This is a genomic window from Leifsonia poae (assembly GCF_050632195.1).
GTDB classification, from domain to species: Bacteria; Actinomycetota; Actinomycetes; order Actinomycetales; family Microbacteriaceae; genus Leifsonia; species Leifsonia poae_C.
The window spans coordinates 92,147-106,364 of sequence record NZ_CP192580.1 but is presented as its reverse complement, the minus strand read 5'-3'; the positions used below and the strand labels follow the sequence as shown (position 1 = coordinate 106,364).

Sequence of the window (14,218 nt, the reverse complement as noted above, 5' to 3'; positions counted from 1 at the left end):
TTCGGCCACGGGTTCCGGATTCTCGACAGGCCGGAGTTCGGAATTTAGGCTTGAAGCATGGCTGGGCGCAGGGAGCAGAGCGACTCGAAGGTGAATGCCGCCCGCTACCTCGTCGACAAGCTGACCGAGGAGCAGGGTGAGGCCCCGCCCGAGGAGCCTGAGACTGACAACGCCGGTCAGAGCACGATGGAGGCGCGCAGCCAGTACGTCGAGCTCACCATCCAGCAGGCGATCCGTCGTGGCGATTTCGACAACCTGCCCGGGGCGGGCAAGCCGCTCGACCTCGGGCGGCCGAACGACCCCGACTGGTGGATCCGGCGCAAGATCGAGCGCGAACGGCTGACCGGCCTCGGGCCGCCCGCCCTCACGCTGCGCACCGAGAACGCCGAACTCGACGGCCGGCTGGATGCGATGGGCACCGAGCAGCGCGTGCGCGAACTGCTGGAGGACTTCAACGCACGCGTCATCAACGCGAGACGGCAGTTGCAGGGTGGGCCGCCCGTCGTCACCCCCACCCGCGATATCGAGGCCGAGATCGTGAAGTGGCGCGAGCGTCGCGACGAACGCCAGCGCGCTCGCGAGGAGGAGCGCCGCCGCGCGGTCGAGCACGAGGCGACCTTGACCTGGCGCGAACGCCGCCGTGCAAAACGCCGCCGTTAGCTGTTGCGGGCGCGGAACGCGATCATGTTCATCCGGTTGCCGCAGCGCACGCTGCAGAAGCGCTTCGACCCGTTGCGGGAGAGGTCGAGCAGCAGTCCGGTGCAGTCGTCGGCCGCGCAGACGCGCAGCCGTCCCATCTCGGAGGCGCGGATGACGTCGACCAGCGCCATCGAGATCTCGACCCGGATGCGTTCGGCGAGCGGAGCATCCTGAGCCGTCGCGTGCAGGTGCCAGTCGAAGCCGTCATGACGCAGCAGGTAGGGGAGGGCGTTCGCGGCACGCAGCATTGCGTTCACCTCGACGGCGGCGTCGTCTCGGTTCATCGACCAGACCCGGCGCACTTGCTCGCGTGTGGCGTGCACTTCGCGCAGTTCTGCTTCGTCGTGGTCGACGCGTCCCGAGTAGCGCAGGTCGGTGATCATCGCGGCCAGCTGCTCCGTGGTGGCGAGCTCGTCCTCGCCGCTTCGGGACGCGCTGGGCACGGTGTTCCCGAGGGCGACGGCGAACTCCAGTGCATCCTCGGTGTCAGGGGCAAAATGCAAGTTGACTCCTTACTTGCGACAAGACTACCGTCAGGAGCAACAAGCTAAACACCCCTGACCTGGGATTCGCCATGAAACGCAGCTCCACCACACTCGGCCTCGCCATCGCCGTGCTCGCGGCGGCTACGTTCGGCTTGTCTGGCGCGTTCGTCAAGCCGCTCCTCGAAGCTGGTTGGAGTCCGGCGGCCGCCGTGACCGTCCGAGCGCTCACCGGCGGCATCGTGCTCGCCCCGGTCGCGATCATCGCCCTCCGTGGCAAGTGGGCGACGCTGTGGCGCGGACGCTGGCGTGTGCTGGGCATGGCGTTGGTCGGGGTGGCGGGAACGCAACTGGTGTACTTCGCGGCGATCGAGCGCATCCCTGTCGGCACGGGCATTCTGTTGGAGTACATGGCGCCGCTGCTTCTGGTCGGTCTGGTCTGGGTGCGAACGCGGCGCACGCCCAAGCTCGTCGTACTGATCGGGTCGGTCGTCGCCGTCGCCGGTCTCGTGCTCGTCGTGTCCCCTGGAGGGTCAGGAAGTCTCGACCCGCTGGGCCTGACGTTCGCGATCGTGGCCATGATCGGCTGCGCGGCGTTCTATGTGATCGCCGCGCGACCCAGCGAGGGGTTGCCCCCGGTCGCTCTCGCGGCAGCGGGACTGATCATCGGCGGTATCGCCCTTGCGACGGTCGGCGCGACCGGCCTCGTGCCTTTCCGCATGACGTTCGCCGACGTGCGACTCTTCGGCAACCCAACCCCATGGTGGATCCCGTTGCTCGTGATCGGCATCTTCGCGACGGCGATCGCCTACGCGGCGAGCATCACGGCCACCGAGATGCTCGGGTCTCGGCTGGCGTCGTTCGCCGGTCTGCTCGAGGTCGTGGCGGCGACGTTCTACGCCTGGCTGCTGCTCGGCGAGAGCCTGTCAGTGTTCCAGCTGCTGGGCGGGGTGCTCATCCTCGTCGGCATCGGGTTCGTGCGCTCGGAAAAGGCGGAGCTTCCGGATGCGCCGCTCCCGCAGCGCGAGCCCGCCGCCGCCTCAGTCCCGGGGAACGCGCCAGGGCACGTCGACGCTCCCCGCCCATCCTGAGACCGAGAGGATCTGCCGGCGATCGCGCGCCCGCTGCGTCAGGGGCGGAAGTCGTCGCCGACGTCGTACCGGTCGTAGGTTGCCTTGTCTACGTTGATCGTGTCAGCCGACTTCAACCGATACAGCACGTCCAGCTGCCAGGTCGGCGACACCCAGACGCACTTGTTGTCGGCGCTGCACGTCACGTGACCGGCCACATGGTGCTTGCCTGTCACGGTCGGCCCCGCGCTGGACCTGGGCGCGCCGACAATCGCCACAACAACGACCGCGGCGAGGACCACGAGCAAGGCCAATTTGGCGAGCGTAGCCGGAGTCTGCCGAAGCGCAGCCTCCTGGAGTCGTTGGCGAATGGACGTCCGAACTTTACCCTCAGCCGATGGTCGCATCGTGTTTCCCCTCTCGGCTCGATGACCATCATCCCAGGCCACCACGACTTGAACGAATCCCATGTAGGTGAGTTATTCTCACCTTATGAGTGTCGACTATCAACGGTCGTCCCGGGCAGCCGCTGTTGCTGTGGCGGTGCTGCTCGCGGTCGGAATCTTTCTGACCTTCGTGAGCCGGACGCTGCCGGGCGACTTCCTCGGAACGACCCTCTACGATACGGGGGTCGGCCTGCTCGTGATCGCGGCGATCAGTCTCCTGACTTTGGTCGCGATGAGGCGCTGAGGCCGACAGGCTCTGGATCAGGTGCGCGCGGCCAGGGTGATGTCGTCGACTGTCGAGAGCTCGACCCAGCGTTGCTTCAGGGCCTCCCGAGACGCCGGAGCGGGAACCGGAGCTGGCACGGGCGCGGTCGGAGTGGCCACGAACCGATCGGCGGCGCTCAGCTGTGACACGTTTAACCCGGTGAGCGTACCGATGTCGGCGATAGGCACCTGATACGTCTTGTACGGCCCGAGCGGCGGCGGGTTCCCAGCGGCGAGTGCTCGCGCCGTCGCGAGGTCGATGTCGTCGAGCTCCGGAGTCTGATCGAGAACGTAACCGGTGGCGGCGAGCTCGAAGGTCCCGTCCGTCAGCCGCTCGGTCCAGGCTGCGATCTTCCAGAACAGGCGCGGGATCTGCACTCCGCGATAGCTGGGGTCGTCGGGGGCCAGCACCGGGCCGGTGTAGACGTTGAGCTTCTGCTGGTAGGTCCGCGCGTAGCCGAGGACGTAGTCTTCGAGCCCCGCCCAGAGCTCTTGCGACTGGTTGAAGATCCCGACCTGCGGCGCACAGTTCGTGTACACGAAGGTCGACTCATTGGCGGCCGCGGCGACGGCCGGGTCGCCCCAGACCGGATCCCGTCGGCGCACCTGGTGCCCGCGATCCAGGTCGTTGCCCGCATACAGCTCGGGGCCGGCCTGCTCGGCGACGGGGATGCGCGGCTCCAGATGCCAGTCGTCTCCCCTCTCGAGGTCGAGCAGTTGCGCTCCGTCGATGTTCACGCCCGTCGAGGCCGGAAGTCTTCGAACCGGATCGAGCAGCACCGTGAAGTGCACGTACGGAAGGGTATGGAGCAGTCTCGGCACGGTCGGGGCCGGCACCTGCACTGCAATGGGGAGGAAGCCGTCGTCGTAGCCAGTGGATGCGTCTGCCATGTCCCCAGTGAAGCACCGGCGGGTGACGTACGGACGAAGCCGGGGTGTCGTTTGCGCGGTCTAAGCTGACCGCATCATGCGACTGCTCCTCATCCGCCACGGCCAGACACCGGCCAACGTCCTCGGCCAACTGAACACCCGCAAGCCTGGTCCGGGCCTCACCGAACTGGGTCTGACGCAGGCAGCCGCGGTTCCGGATGCGCTCGCCGACGAAACGATCGGGCGCATCTTTGCGACGCCCCTCGTGCGCACCCAGCTCACCGCGCATCCCCTCGCCGAGCGCCTCGGCCTCGACGTGACGGTGCTCGACGGCCTGCGGGAGATCGAGGCAGGTGACCTCGAAGACGACTCGGACCGAGGGTCGGTGGAGGTCTATCTATCCGCGGCGCTCGCGTGGGCGCGTGGGGAGCTCGATCCGCGCATCCCCGGCGGTCCCGATGGACACGAGTTCTTCGAGCGGTTCGATGCGGCGATTGCGGAGGTCGTCGCATCCGGAGCCGAGACCGCGGCTGTCTTCAGCCATGGAATGGCGATCCGCTGCTGGGCGTCGGCCCGCGCGGCCAACATCGAAGGCAGCTACGCGGCCACCCACCAGCTCGACAACACGGGGATGGTCGTGCTCGATAGCACGGGCGACGAGCCTTGGCGACTGATCACTTGGCACACCCTGCCCATCGGCGGGCAGACGCTGCACGACGCCGCGGCCGTCGACCCGACCGGAGAATCAATGCCCGGGGCTGATGAACCGATGCCCGCCTCCGACGGGAATCTACCGAGCTGAGGGCGCGCGGTGTAGCGTGCGGCGGGAGAGCACACCACACGGCGCGCACGGAGGGAGCATCATGGAGGACCGCATCCCGGAGGACGGCATCCCCGACGATGACGAGATCGGCGAGCTTGACGCGGGTGAGACACCCGGCTGGGTCGATCCCGGGGATGGTGATGTCGACTATGCGCTCAACGATCCGATCGCCGAAGCGGACTTCGCCGACGATCTCGTCACGAACGACGCCGTCGGCGGTGAGACCATCTGGCCGGGAGCGGGCGGACCGTTGGGAGCCGAGCCTCGCGAACCGTCTCCGATCCTCGACGAGCACGACCACGTGCTCGAAGACAACCCGGATGAGGCCGTGCTGACGAGCGACGAGGCGGACGAAGAGGGGATCTAGCGGGATCGTCGGTCAGTCGAGGTCGAGCTCATTGTCGAGGCCGAGCTCGTTGCGCCAGTGCGCGAGGAACTCGGCGCCCGCGGTGTCGTGGATCGCATCCCCGATCGTGATCACCTCGTACGGCCGCTCCAGGATGCCGTCGGCCGGCCGCACATCGACGTGCGCCACGTCGTAGCCCGCGCTGTGGACGAAGTCGGCCATCTTGTAGTCGCTTCGCGAGTCGCCGACCGAGCGCCATCGGCGGGGGAGCGGGCCGCGCGCCGCGAAGTAGTCGAACGCGCGCTGTGCGCCGCGGTCCTTGTCGAGCAGCACCGATTCGATGTCGGTGGAGATGATCGTCGGGTCGATGCGGAAGGGCACCTCGCCTGACGCGTCCGGCGATGTCCGCTCGCCGTAGCGCAGACCGATGCCGAGCCCGGTGAGCAGCTCGTATGCGTCGTCCTGAAAGCGTCCCTGCGCTTCCGTGTATGTCTGCGCGTCCACGTCGGTGCGCTGCTCCACCGAGATCATCGCGCGCTTCGTCTCGTCGAAGAACATGGTGTCGGCGTACTTCTCTCGAACGAGGTTCCGGATGCCGTCGACCGCGTCGGCGCCGAAGGCCACGGACTCGTCGACGGTCACCTCCCCCATCCCGTCGCCCGTGACAGGGGCCCAGGCGCCGCCCTTCTCGAACACGCCGAACATCCGGGCGCCGTGCTCTTCGAGCGCTTCGCCGAGGCCGGCGTCGCAGAGCGGGGTGACCACCTGGTTCCGGATGAAGTCGCCCGAGCGTCCCGTGATGAACGCGATCGGCACCCCGGCAGCCGTCATAGCGACCAGATCGGTGACGATGCTCCGGATGTTGATGGTGCGGGTGATCGGGCTGGCGATCGGCCCGTCGACGTCGAAGAGGAGTCCGAGATTGTGCACACTCCATTGTCCCTGAACGGCGACCGTGACGGCTCCCCGGACTGTTCTGAAACGGGACCGGAAGTGATTGGATGAGCACGTGGAGCAGCCGTCGGAGCCACCGGGATCCCGGCTCGCCCCGGGAGCAGGGACATGGACCTGAACGGAGACCCGCAAGCGTTTCTCGCCGAGCTCGTCGACAGTGTTCAGCGTGCGATCCCGGCTGAGCTCGCTGCCCGCGTCTTCACGGTCGAGCGTCGGCGCTCGCTCTCCGATCGGGTCGCTCGACGCCCCGGGCCGATCGTGCGCCTGCAGTTGATGGGCTCGAACGAAGCACTGACTTTGAGCTACGAGGCGGGGGTCGGGTGGACGCCAGAGGCCGCGCTCGTGCACGGCGTCGTGATCGTCTCGCCCCGCACGATGCCGCTCGGTGCTTGGCTGACCGCTTTCGCCGCTCGCATCGCATCCCTTGCCGCCCACGCAGCCAGAGACTCTGCACAGTCGGCGCGGGCGCTGCAGGCGCTTGGGATCCTGCCCGCGGGCTCCGACATCCTGGTGAGGGACACGAACATCCAGGGCGATCTTCACGCGCTGTCGGTGCGGGTCGGCGGACGACTGCCGCCCATGGCCGTGGCTTCGGTCGAGCACATCGGCGAGTTGCTCGCCGAGACTCTTCCACGCGTGCTCGGCACGGGGAGCCGGAGGTGATCGTGCTCCGGACCGCGACGGTCTACCTCCCCGACACGATCCGCGCCTACCTGTCGATCCCGCCGGACTGGGCCGCCGCCCACGTCTTTGCGGACGGAACCGCGCCGGCGCAGGTTCTCGTGGCTCAGCTGAGCGAACTCGAACGGGCGGCTCGCAGGATGCGCGACGCAGCGGTCGAACAGGATGCCTCAGCGCTGCTCATCAACGGCAAGTTCCTGGCCGAACGCTTCGCGACACCGCGACTCGAACTATGACGGCGACTGGGACCGCGACCGCTCGAGATAGCTGGTCGATCGCGCCACCTGCTGCTCGAGTGCTTTGACGGTGACGTCCATGCTCTCGATCGCCTTCGTGCGGTAGGTGTCGATCGCATCCATCGTCGCGAACACGGAGTCGAAGGCGCGCTGGAGCGTATCGATGCTCACCGCCGCTGCTGCCGCCTGGTCGTGCACCCGCGTGGTCTGCTGTTTGAGCAGGTCGCTCGTGCGGTCGATGAGCGAGTTCGTCGTGTCGGTGAGTGCGCTGATCTGGTCGAGAACCAAGCGCTGGTTCTCGAGCGCCTGCGCCACGATGATCGCCGTCCGCAGGGCCGAGATCGTGGTCGTCTTGGCGCGCTCGACGCCCTTGATCAGTTCGAGGTTGTTCTTGCGGATCACGTCGAGCGCCAGGTATCCCTGCACCGACACGGCGATCTGCGTGGTGAGATCCTGTCGGCGTTGACGGATCGGGAAAAGTGCGTCCGCCTCGAGCACGTGCGCCGTTTCGGGATCGGTCGCGCGAAGCTGGGCGATCCGTGCGACGGTCGCCTCATCCAGTGCCGCGGCGAGCGTGGCGTACTCACCGAGCTTCTGCATCGTGGCCCAGAGGCCGGCGCGCTCCAGCTCGATCGCGGCGTTATCCTTCATCAGCTCGTCCTCGCCCGAGACAAGTGCGGAGATGATCCCGTCCAGCTGCTTCTGCGCCGACTGGTAGCGCTGAAAGTAGTGCTTCAGTTTGGTGCTTCCAGGGATGCGCGCCAGCAGACGCTTGGGGCCGCTCAGGTTCGCGCGCGCCGGGTCTAGATCGGTGATCGTGGCGCGGAGATCCTGGAGCGTGCGCGCGACGGTGACCTGCGGGTTCGTCTGGGAGCCGCGTCCTTTGGCCGCCGCGAGGGACGACGCCGGGCGCTCGAGCATTCGGTTCGAGACCTGGGCGGATGCCCGGATCTCCTGCTCACCCATCCGGACGATGTCGTCGACCTTGCGGGCGAACTCGGCGCTGCCGGGCTCGGTCGCCGCCAAGTCGGCGACGAACTCTTCCGCCTTCGTCCGCAGCTCCGCGCGCTTGTCCGGCGTCAGCGCGATCATGCTCACGGCCTGATCGCCTTGCAGCTCGGACACGGGCGACGGCGGGTTGAGAACGATCTCCGTGTTCGCGGCCGGTTCGGGCGGCGTCGGCGGCTGATCCAGGTCGAGTCCAGACATCTGCATCTCCTCTCGGCGAGCGCAGCGCCCTCGAGCAGCACGCCCTCGAGCTAAGAGTAGAACCATCGGCTCCGCGGCGCCCGTGAGGTGGCAGGCAGAATGGATCACGCAGCGTCGAGTCAACGACCGCGGTAGCAGGAGCGAGTTACTCGCGCAGTAGCGCCCGCAGGGTCTGGATGGTGTCGGCGTCGGTGGCGGGCTTGTCGTCGCGGTAGGTCTTGACGCGGGCGAATCGCAGTGCGATGCCTCCCGGATAGCGACTCGATCGCTGTACGCCGTCGATCGCGATCTCGACGACGGTCGTCGGCGCGACCCAGACGGTGTTGGCCGTGCGGCGCACCTCGATCTGCTGAAAGTACTCGGTCTGCCAGCGCAGCAGGTCGTCGGTCAGTCCTTTGAACGTCTTGCCGACCATCACGAGCCCGCCCGGTTCGCCGAACTCGCCCGTCGGGTCGAGCGCACCGAGGTGCAGGTTCGAGAGCCAGCCGCGGCGTCGTCCGGAACCCCACTCGCACGCGAGCACGACGAGGTCGTAGGTGAGCACCGGCTTCACCTTGATCCAGCTGGAGCCGCGGCGCCCGGCCGCATAGGGCGAGTCGATCGCTTTGACGACCACACCCTCCTGACCCGCCGCGAGCGCATCACGCGAGATGCGTTCGGCCACCTCGGGGTCGGCAGTGACTTCGCCAGGGATGCGGTGGTCACCCGCGACGCGCTCGAGCTCGGCTAGTCGCGTCGACAGGGGCTCGTCGAGCAGATCGCGCCCGTCGACGTGAAGCACGTCGAAGAACCAGGGATGCAGCAAAGTCTCGCGTGCCGCTTCCGCCCCGAATCGGGACATCGTCTCCTGGAATGGCCGCGGTGCCCCGTCTTCGTCGAGGGAGAGCGTCTCGCCGTCGAGGATTACGTCGCGCACCGGCAGCCGTCGCACGATCTCGACGACCTCGGGCACCCGGTGCGTGATGTCCGCGAGATTGCGGGTGTACACGTGCACTTCGTCGCCGAGTCGATGCACTTGGATGCGCGCCCCATCGAGTTTGTACTCCACGGAGGCTTCCCCGGTCGTTTCCAGCGCGGCGGATGCGCTCGCCGCGGTTGCGGCCAGCATCGGCAGCACGGCTCGACCGACGACGAGGCCGACCGCCTCGAGTTCTTCGGCTGTCCCAGTCAGTGCGAGCCGGGCCGTCTCGCCGAGGTCGCCCGACAGCATCGCTGCGCGGCGCACCACGGCTGCGGGGCGCTCGGACGCCCGCGCGATCGCGTCCGTCAGGACGCCTTCGAGAGCGCCCGTGCGCATGTCGCCGAGCAGCACCCGTCCGAGGAACTCCTGTTCGCGATCCGTGGCGAGCTCGGCGAATTCGCGGAGCTCGCGGCTTCGATCTCCCGCCGACCCTGCGCCCGAAGTGGTGGCGAGCCGGTCGAGCAACGCATCCAGGTCGTCGACCGTGAGCGTCGACTCGCTCGCGGGGCTCCCCATCGCGGCGACTACTCCACGCCAGCCGACCCCGACACGCCCTTGGCGCGGCTTGCCGACGAGGAATCCGACGGCGGGCGCGATCTCGTCGGGTTCCAGTCGCGAGAGCAGACCGGCGAGCGCGTCGACCTTCGCCAGCCGCGACCGGGTGGAAGCGACGGCATCGGCGGCGTCCACGAGCACATCGAGCAGCACACGCCCAGTCTTGCACCGACCGCCGACAGGAGGCAGGGACCGCCGACGGCAGCCACCGACCACCGCCAGGAGGCAGACGCCGCCGGAGTAGCATCGGACCGTGCCCGAACAGCAGTCGCCCGACAACGACCTTGACGATGCTGCTGCCGTCTTCCTGCAGACGCGATCGCGCCTGTTCGGGATCGCGTATCGGGTGCTGGGCAGCGCATCCGACGCCGAAGACATCGTGCAGGAGGCGTGGCTGCGCTGGCAGGGCTACGACCGCTCGTCGGTTCAGGATCCCGCAGCATTTCTCGCCACGACGACCACGCGCCTCGCGATCAACTTCGCGCAATCGGCCCGCGCCCGCCGCGAGACTTATGTCGGTCCGTGGCTGCCCGAGCCTATCGACACCAGCGATGATCCCGCCCTCGGCGCCGAGCGCGGGGAGGCGCTCGGGTTCGCCGTGCTGCTGCTCCTCGAGAAACTCCCTCCGACCGAACGCGCGGCGTACGTCTTGCGCGAGGCGTTCGACTACCCGTACCCGCAGATAGCCGAGATCATCCAGTCGAGTGAGGCCAATGCGCGGCAGCTCGTCAGCCGCGCGCGCAAGCATCTCGCCACCGAGCACCACGTCGAACCCGTCGATCCGGAAAAACAACGCCTGCTGCTCGACGCGTTCGTCGCTGCAGCGAAGACCGGCGACCTTGCCCAGCTGGAGAGCCTGTTCGCCGCCGACGTCGTCAGCTACTCCGACGGTGGCGGAATCGTTCGCGCCTCGCGCATCCCGGTGCACGGACGGGAGACGGTGGCGAAGTTCATCCACGCGTTCGCCGAGCGCTTCTGGCCGGGAGTCAGCGTACGGCCCCTCGAGGTCAACGGGCAGCCGGCGGTGGGCCTCGACCGCGACGGCTCGACCTTCGCCGTCGTGGCGCTTATCCTCGGCGAAGACGGTATCGACCAGGTTCTCTGGATGATGAACCCTGAGAAACTGACCGGCCTCCAAGAGGTTTCCGTCTAGCCGTCACATTCGCCCCTCCTATTCGGTCTTAGTTAGTGAGACAGGAGGATATTGTGCGAAGGATTCTTGTGGTGGGCGGCGGGTATGCCGGGTTCTACGCAGCTTGGAATCTCGAGAAGAAGCTCCGTCGTGACGAGGCCGAGATCACGATCGTCGACCCGCGCCCGTACATGACCTACCAGCCGTTCCTCCCCGAGGTCGCGGCGGGTTCGATCGAGGCGAGGCACGCGGCCGTGTCGCTGCGGAGTCACCTGCGGCGCACCACGATCGTGCCCGCATCCGTCACCTCGATCGATCACTCGACGAAGACCGTGACGGTGACTCCGAAGGACGGTCCCGAGTTCACCATCGGCTACGACATCATCGTCGTGACCGCCGGCGCCGTCACCCGCAAGTTCCCCATCCCCGGGCTCACCGAGGAGGCGATCGGCATGAAGCACGTCGAGGAGGCCGTCGCGATCCGCGACCGGCTGCTGACCGCGTTCGATCGCGCGTCGACACTGCCGCCCGGGCCAGAGCGCTCCCGGCTGCTGACAGTCACCGTCGTCGGTGGCGGCTTCTCGGGGGTCGAGGGATTCGGTGAGCTGCTCTCGCTCGCCACCTCGCTCCTCAAGTCCTACCCCGAACTGCATTTCTCCGAGGTCGGCTTCCACCTCGTGGAGGCGAACGGACGCATCCTGCCCGAGGTCACCGACAAGCCGGGCGCCTGGGTCGTCCGCTCGCTCGAGGAGCGCGGCGCGCACGTGCACCTGAACAGCCAGCTCCTGTCGGCCGAGCACGGCCACGTCGTGCTCTCGACCGGCGAGGAGTTCGACTCGCACCTCATCGTCTGGACGGCCGGCAACGCGGCCAACCCGGTCGTCGCGAAGCACACCGACCTGCCGATCGACGCACGCGGCTCCGTGATCGTGCGCGCCGATCTCCGGGTCGGCACCGACGACGAGCCGGTTCAGGATGCGTGGGCCGCGGGAGACGACGCAGCCGTGCCCGACCTCGCATCCGGAGTCCCAGGCGCTCGCACTGTGCCGAACGCCCAGCACGCCGTGCGCCAGGGCAGGCACCTCGCCAAGAACATCGTGGCGACTCTGCGCGGCGAGAAGCCTAAGAACTACGTGCACCACAGTCTCGGCGTCGTCGCGACGCTGGGCCTCGGCCGCGGGATCTTCCAGTACCGCGGCATCGTCATCACCGGCTTCCTCGCCTGGGTCATGCACCGGGGTTACCACGTGCTCGCCGTGCCCACGTGGGAGCGCAAGGTGCGCGTGCTCGCTGTGTGGGCGACCGCCGTCTTCTTCGGGCGCGACATCGTCTCGCTGTCATCGGTGCAGCATCCCCGCGACGCGTTCGTGCACGGCGGGCTGCCCCGCTCGGCGAGGCAGCAGCTGGAGGTGTCCGATGCCCGTTGACCGTCGCCCGGCATCGGGTTCAGTGACCGACCGGGCTGCGCATCACCTCACGGGCACTGCGCTCGGCCGCAAGGTCTCAGCGCTCGCCGGCGAACTCGAGCAGCGCAGGGTGCCCATCCACTGGACGAACATGTTCGGTGTGGTCTCCATGGCCTGCATCGTGGTCATCTTCGTCACGGGTGTCTTCCTGATGTTCTTCTACTCGCCGTCGAGCACTCTGGTCGTCTACAACGGCGGGTACACGCCACTCGTCGGCGCGACTATGTCGAAGGCGATGAGGTCGACGCTCAGGATCTCGTTCGAGGTCGACGGCGGGCTGCTGCTGCGGCAGGCCCACCACTGGGCGGCCCTGCTCCTGCCGGCGTCGCTCATCCTGCAGCTGCTCACGACCTTCTTCACCGGAGCGTTCCGGCGGCCGCGCCGGCTCGGCTGGGTGCTGCTGTTCCTCATCCTGATCGTCGCACTGGTCGGCGGCTGGAGCGGGTACGCCCTGCCCGACGACATGCTCTCGGGCACCGGGCTGCGCATTGTCGAAGGGATCGTGCTCGGCATCCCCGTCGTCGGCACGTGGCTGTCCATGCTGCTGTTCGGCGGCGAGTTCCCCGGCGAGATCATCGAGCACCTGTATCCGATTCACGTGGTCATCGTGCCTGCGCTGCTGATCGGCCTGCTCGTGCTGCGCATCCGTGCCAGTTATGTGCAGAAGCCCGCGCAGTTGCCTGGGCCGGGTCGAACCGAGAACAACGTCGTCGGCGTTCCGATCCTGCCGAACGCGGCGGTTCGTGCGGGCGGCCTGTTCCTCCTGGTCACGGGATTGCTCTTCCTCGTCGCGGCGACCGTCACGATCAGTCCGATCTGGCTCTTCGGGCCGTCGTCGGCCGGGGATGCGTCCGCCGGCAGCCAGCCCGACTGGTACACCGGCTTTCTCGACGGCGCCCTCCGCCTCGTGCCTTCGGGATGGGAGTTCGTCTGGCTGAACCACACGTGGACGCTGGCGATCCTGGCTCCGCTCGCCGTGGTCGGAGCGTACCTCGCGGCCGTGCTCCTGTATCCATTCCTGGAGGAGTGGATCACCGGGGACAAGCGCGACCACAACATCCTGGACCGCCCTCGCAACACCCCGACCCGCACGGGAATCGGTGTCGCCGGGATCGTGTTCTACGGTGCCCTGTGGGGAGCGGGAAGCGCCGACCTCGTTGCGACGCATTTCAACGTCAGCGTCGAGACCGTCGTCGCGTTCTATCAGGCCGTCGTGGTTCTCGGACCGATCCTCGCCTTCGTCGTCACCCGTCGGATCTGCTGGGGCCTGCAGAAGAAGGATCGCGAGATCCTGCTCCACGGGTACGAGACCGGGCGCATCGTGCGCTTGCCAGGAGGCGAGTACATCGAGGTGCACCACGCAGTCGAGGAGCACGAGCGGTGGCGTCTGGTGAACACGAGCGACTACCAGCCGTACCTCGCCCGTCCCGACGAGCGAGGGCATCTGGGACTGACAGCTCGGATGCGCGCAGGCATCTCCCGCTTCTTCTTCGAGGACCGCCTCACCCCGGTCACCCGAGCAGAACTGGAACACGCGAGCGACGAAGAAGTCGACGAGGAACGAACACATGAGGCGAGCATCGCGGGAGCGCGACAGGGCTGATCGCGCGCATCCGTCGTCGGTCAGCACGTTCGCGGCAGCCTGCGAGGCGCGGGATGTGGTGGCGCTCGCCTCCATCCTCGATCCCGAGGTTTTCGTCGTCGTCGACGGGGGCGGGCTCGGCAGCATCACCGCCCCGCCCGCCCGCGGCATCGCCGACGGTCTCGGCCTTCTGCTCAGGATGCTCGCGAGCGAGTCCGGACCCCTCACCGAGCATCCCGTCAACGGCGCCCCCGGCCTCGTGATCCGCCGCGACGGCGTGGTCGTCGCGGTGATCAGCCTGGCCGTCGAGCGGGATGTGGTGCAGCGCGTCTGGATCGTATTGAACCCGGACAAGCTCGAAAGCTGGAATCGGGGGTGACCCTGCGGTAGACCGTTGTGCACCGGACGTCACAACTGCGAAGGCTGTTCGGTCCTAGTTGGT

General features: G+C 67.7%; 17 protein-coding genes. 11 read left to right on the top strand and 6 right to left on the bottom strand.

All coding sequences use genetic code 11. The features are described from left to right. Positions 1-57 precede the first annotated feature (57 nt). The gene (locus ACQ86A_RS00545) at positions 58-660 is read left to right on the top strand and encodes a DUF1992 domain-containing protein (RefSeq protein WP_431278705.1); all 603 of its coding nucleotides are present in this window, start codon (positions 58-60) and stop codon (positions 658-660) included. On the opposite strand, the gene ACQ86A_RS00540 is transcribed toward ACQ86A_RS00545, so the two are convergent. Then, entirely contained in the window at positions 657-1,202 is a 546-nt protein-coding gene (locus ACQ86A_RS00540; RefSeq protein ID WP_431278704.1) for a CGNR zinc finger domain-containing protein, read from the bottom strand. The genes ACQ86A_RS00545 and ACQ86A_RS00540 overlap by 4 nt on opposite strands. A gap of 71 nt (positions 1,203-1,273) precedes the next feature. Between ACQ86A_RS00540 and ACQ86A_RS00535 the strand changes: the two genes are divergently transcribed. Continuing rightward, entirely contained in the window at positions 1,274-2,272 is a 999-nt protein-coding gene (locus tag ACQ86A_RS00535; RefSeq protein ID WP_431278703.1) for an EamA family transporter, read from the top strand. Between the two features lie 38 nt (positions 2,273-2,310). Here ACQ86A_RS00535 and ACQ86A_RS00530 read toward each other — a convergent pair whose 3' ends face one another. Next, on the bottom strand, positions 2,311-2,565 hold the full coding sequence (locus ACQ86A_RS00530; protein WP_431278702.1) for a hypothetical protein: 255 nt from the start codon (positions 2,563-2,565) through the stop codon (positions 2,311-2,313). Positions 2,566-2,743: 178 nt separating this feature from the next. Here ACQ86A_RS00530 and ACQ86A_RS00525 point away from each other — a divergent pair, with 178 nt between their 5' ends. Continuing rightward, the gene (locus ACQ86A_RS00525; RefSeq protein ID WP_431278701.1) at positions 2,744-2,941 is read left to right on the top strand and encodes a hypothetical protein; all 198 of its coding nucleotides are present in this window, start codon (positions 2,744-2,746) and stop codon (positions 2,939-2,941) included. A 17-nt stretch (positions 2,942-2,958) separates the two neighbouring features. Here ACQ86A_RS00525 and ACQ86A_RS00520 read toward each other — a convergent pair whose 3' ends face one another. After that, on the bottom strand, positions 2,959-3,852 hold the full coding sequence (locus ACQ86A_RS00520; protein WP_431278700.1) for a DNA/RNA non-specific endonuclease: 894 nt from the start codon (positions 3,850-3,852) through the stop codon (positions 2,959-2,961). A 76-nt stretch (positions 3,853-3,928) separates the two neighbouring features. On the opposite strand from ACQ86A_RS00520, the gene ACQ86A_RS00515 reads away from it, so the two are divergent. Together ACQ86A_RS00515 and ACQ86A_RS00510 are read left to right on the top strand one after the other, a co-directional pair. Next, complete coding sequence (locus tag ACQ86A_RS00515; RefSeq protein ID WP_431278699.1) at positions 3,929-4,633, top strand: histidine phosphatase family protein; 705 nt, start codon at positions 3,929-3,931, stop codon at positions 4,631-4,633. A 61-nt stretch (positions 4,634-4,694) separates the two neighbouring features. Continuing rightward, a complete protein-coding gene (locus ACQ86A_RS00510; protein ID WP_431278698.1) occupies positions 4,695-5,021 on the top strand; it encodes a hypothetical protein in 327 nt (108 codons plus the stop codon). A 12-nt stretch (positions 5,022-5,033) separates the two neighbouring features. Here the strand turns inward: ACQ86A_RS00510 and ACQ86A_RS00505 are convergent, their stop codons facing one another. Next, a complete protein-coding gene (locus ACQ86A_RS00505) occupies positions 5,034-5,930 on the bottom strand; it encodes a hypothetical protein (protein WP_431278697.1) in 897 nt (298 codons plus the stop codon). A gap of 132 nt (positions 5,931-6,062) precedes the next feature. Here ACQ86A_RS00505 and ACQ86A_RS00500 point away from each other — a divergent pair, with 132 nt between their 5' ends. Further along, positions 6,063-6,617 carry a hypothetical protein gene (locus ACQ86A_RS00500; protein WP_431278696.1) on the top strand — a complete coding sequence of 185 codons (555 nt, stop codon included), beginning with the start codon at positions 6,063-6,065 and terminating at the stop codon, positions 6,615-6,617. Next, entirely contained in the window at positions 6,614-6,871 is a 258-nt protein-coding gene (locus tag ACQ86A_RS00495; RefSeq protein WP_431278695.1) for a hypothetical protein, read from the top strand. The genes ACQ86A_RS00500 and ACQ86A_RS00495 overlap by 4 nt, the downstream gene beginning before the upstream one ends. Here the strand turns inward: ACQ86A_RS00495 and ACQ86A_RS00490 are convergent. Together ACQ86A_RS00490 and ACQ86A_RS00485 are read right to left on the bottom strand one after the other, a co-directional pair. Continuing rightward, a complete protein-coding gene (locus ACQ86A_RS00490; RefSeq protein WP_431278694.1) occupies positions 6,866-8,080 on the bottom strand; it encodes a toxic anion resistance protein in 1,215 nt (404 codons plus the stop codon). The genes ACQ86A_RS00495 and ACQ86A_RS00490 overlap by 6 nt on opposite strands. Positions 8,081-8,225: 145 nt before the next feature. Then, positions 8,226-9,749: an ATP-dependent DNA ligase gene (locus ACQ86A_RS00485; RefSeq protein WP_431278693.1), complete on the bottom strand. Its 1,524-nt coding sequence runs from the start codon at positions 9,747-9,749 to the stop codon at positions 8,226-8,228. 100 nt (positions 9,750-9,849) lie between these two features. Between ACQ86A_RS00485 and ACQ86A_RS00480 the strand changes: the two genes are divergently transcribed. From ACQ86A_RS00480 to ACQ86A_RS00465, 4 genes are read left to right on the top strand one after another with little or no spacing between them, the layout of a single operon-like run. Beyond that, positions 9,850-10,749: an RNA polymerase sigma-70 factor gene (locus ACQ86A_RS00480; protein WP_431278692.1), complete on the top strand. Its 900-nt coding sequence runs from the start codon at positions 9,850-9,852 to the stop codon at positions 10,747-10,749. A gap of 53 nt (positions 10,750-10,802) precedes the next feature. Continuing rightward, positions 10,803-12,155: an NAD(P)/FAD-dependent oxidoreductase gene (locus ACQ86A_RS00475; RefSeq protein ID WP_431278691.1), complete on the top strand. Its 1,353-nt coding sequence runs from the start codon at positions 10,803-10,805 to the stop codon at positions 12,153-12,155. Continuing rightward, a complete protein-coding gene (gene qcrB / locus ACQ86A_RS00470; protein WP_431278690.1) occupies positions 12,145-13,797 on the top strand; it encodes a cytochrome bc1 complex cytochrome b subunit in 1,653 nt (550 codons plus the stop codon). Before ACQ86A_RS00475 ends, qcrB begins: the two co-directional genes overlap by 11 nt. Further along, positions 13,763-14,155: a hypothetical protein gene (locus tag ACQ86A_RS00465; protein ID WP_431278689.1), complete on the top strand. Its 393-nt coding sequence runs from the start codon at positions 13,763-13,765 to the stop codon at positions 14,153-14,155. The genes qcrB and ACQ86A_RS00465 overlap by 35 nt, the downstream gene beginning before the upstream one ends. Positions 14,156-14,218: the final 63 nt, after the last annotated feature.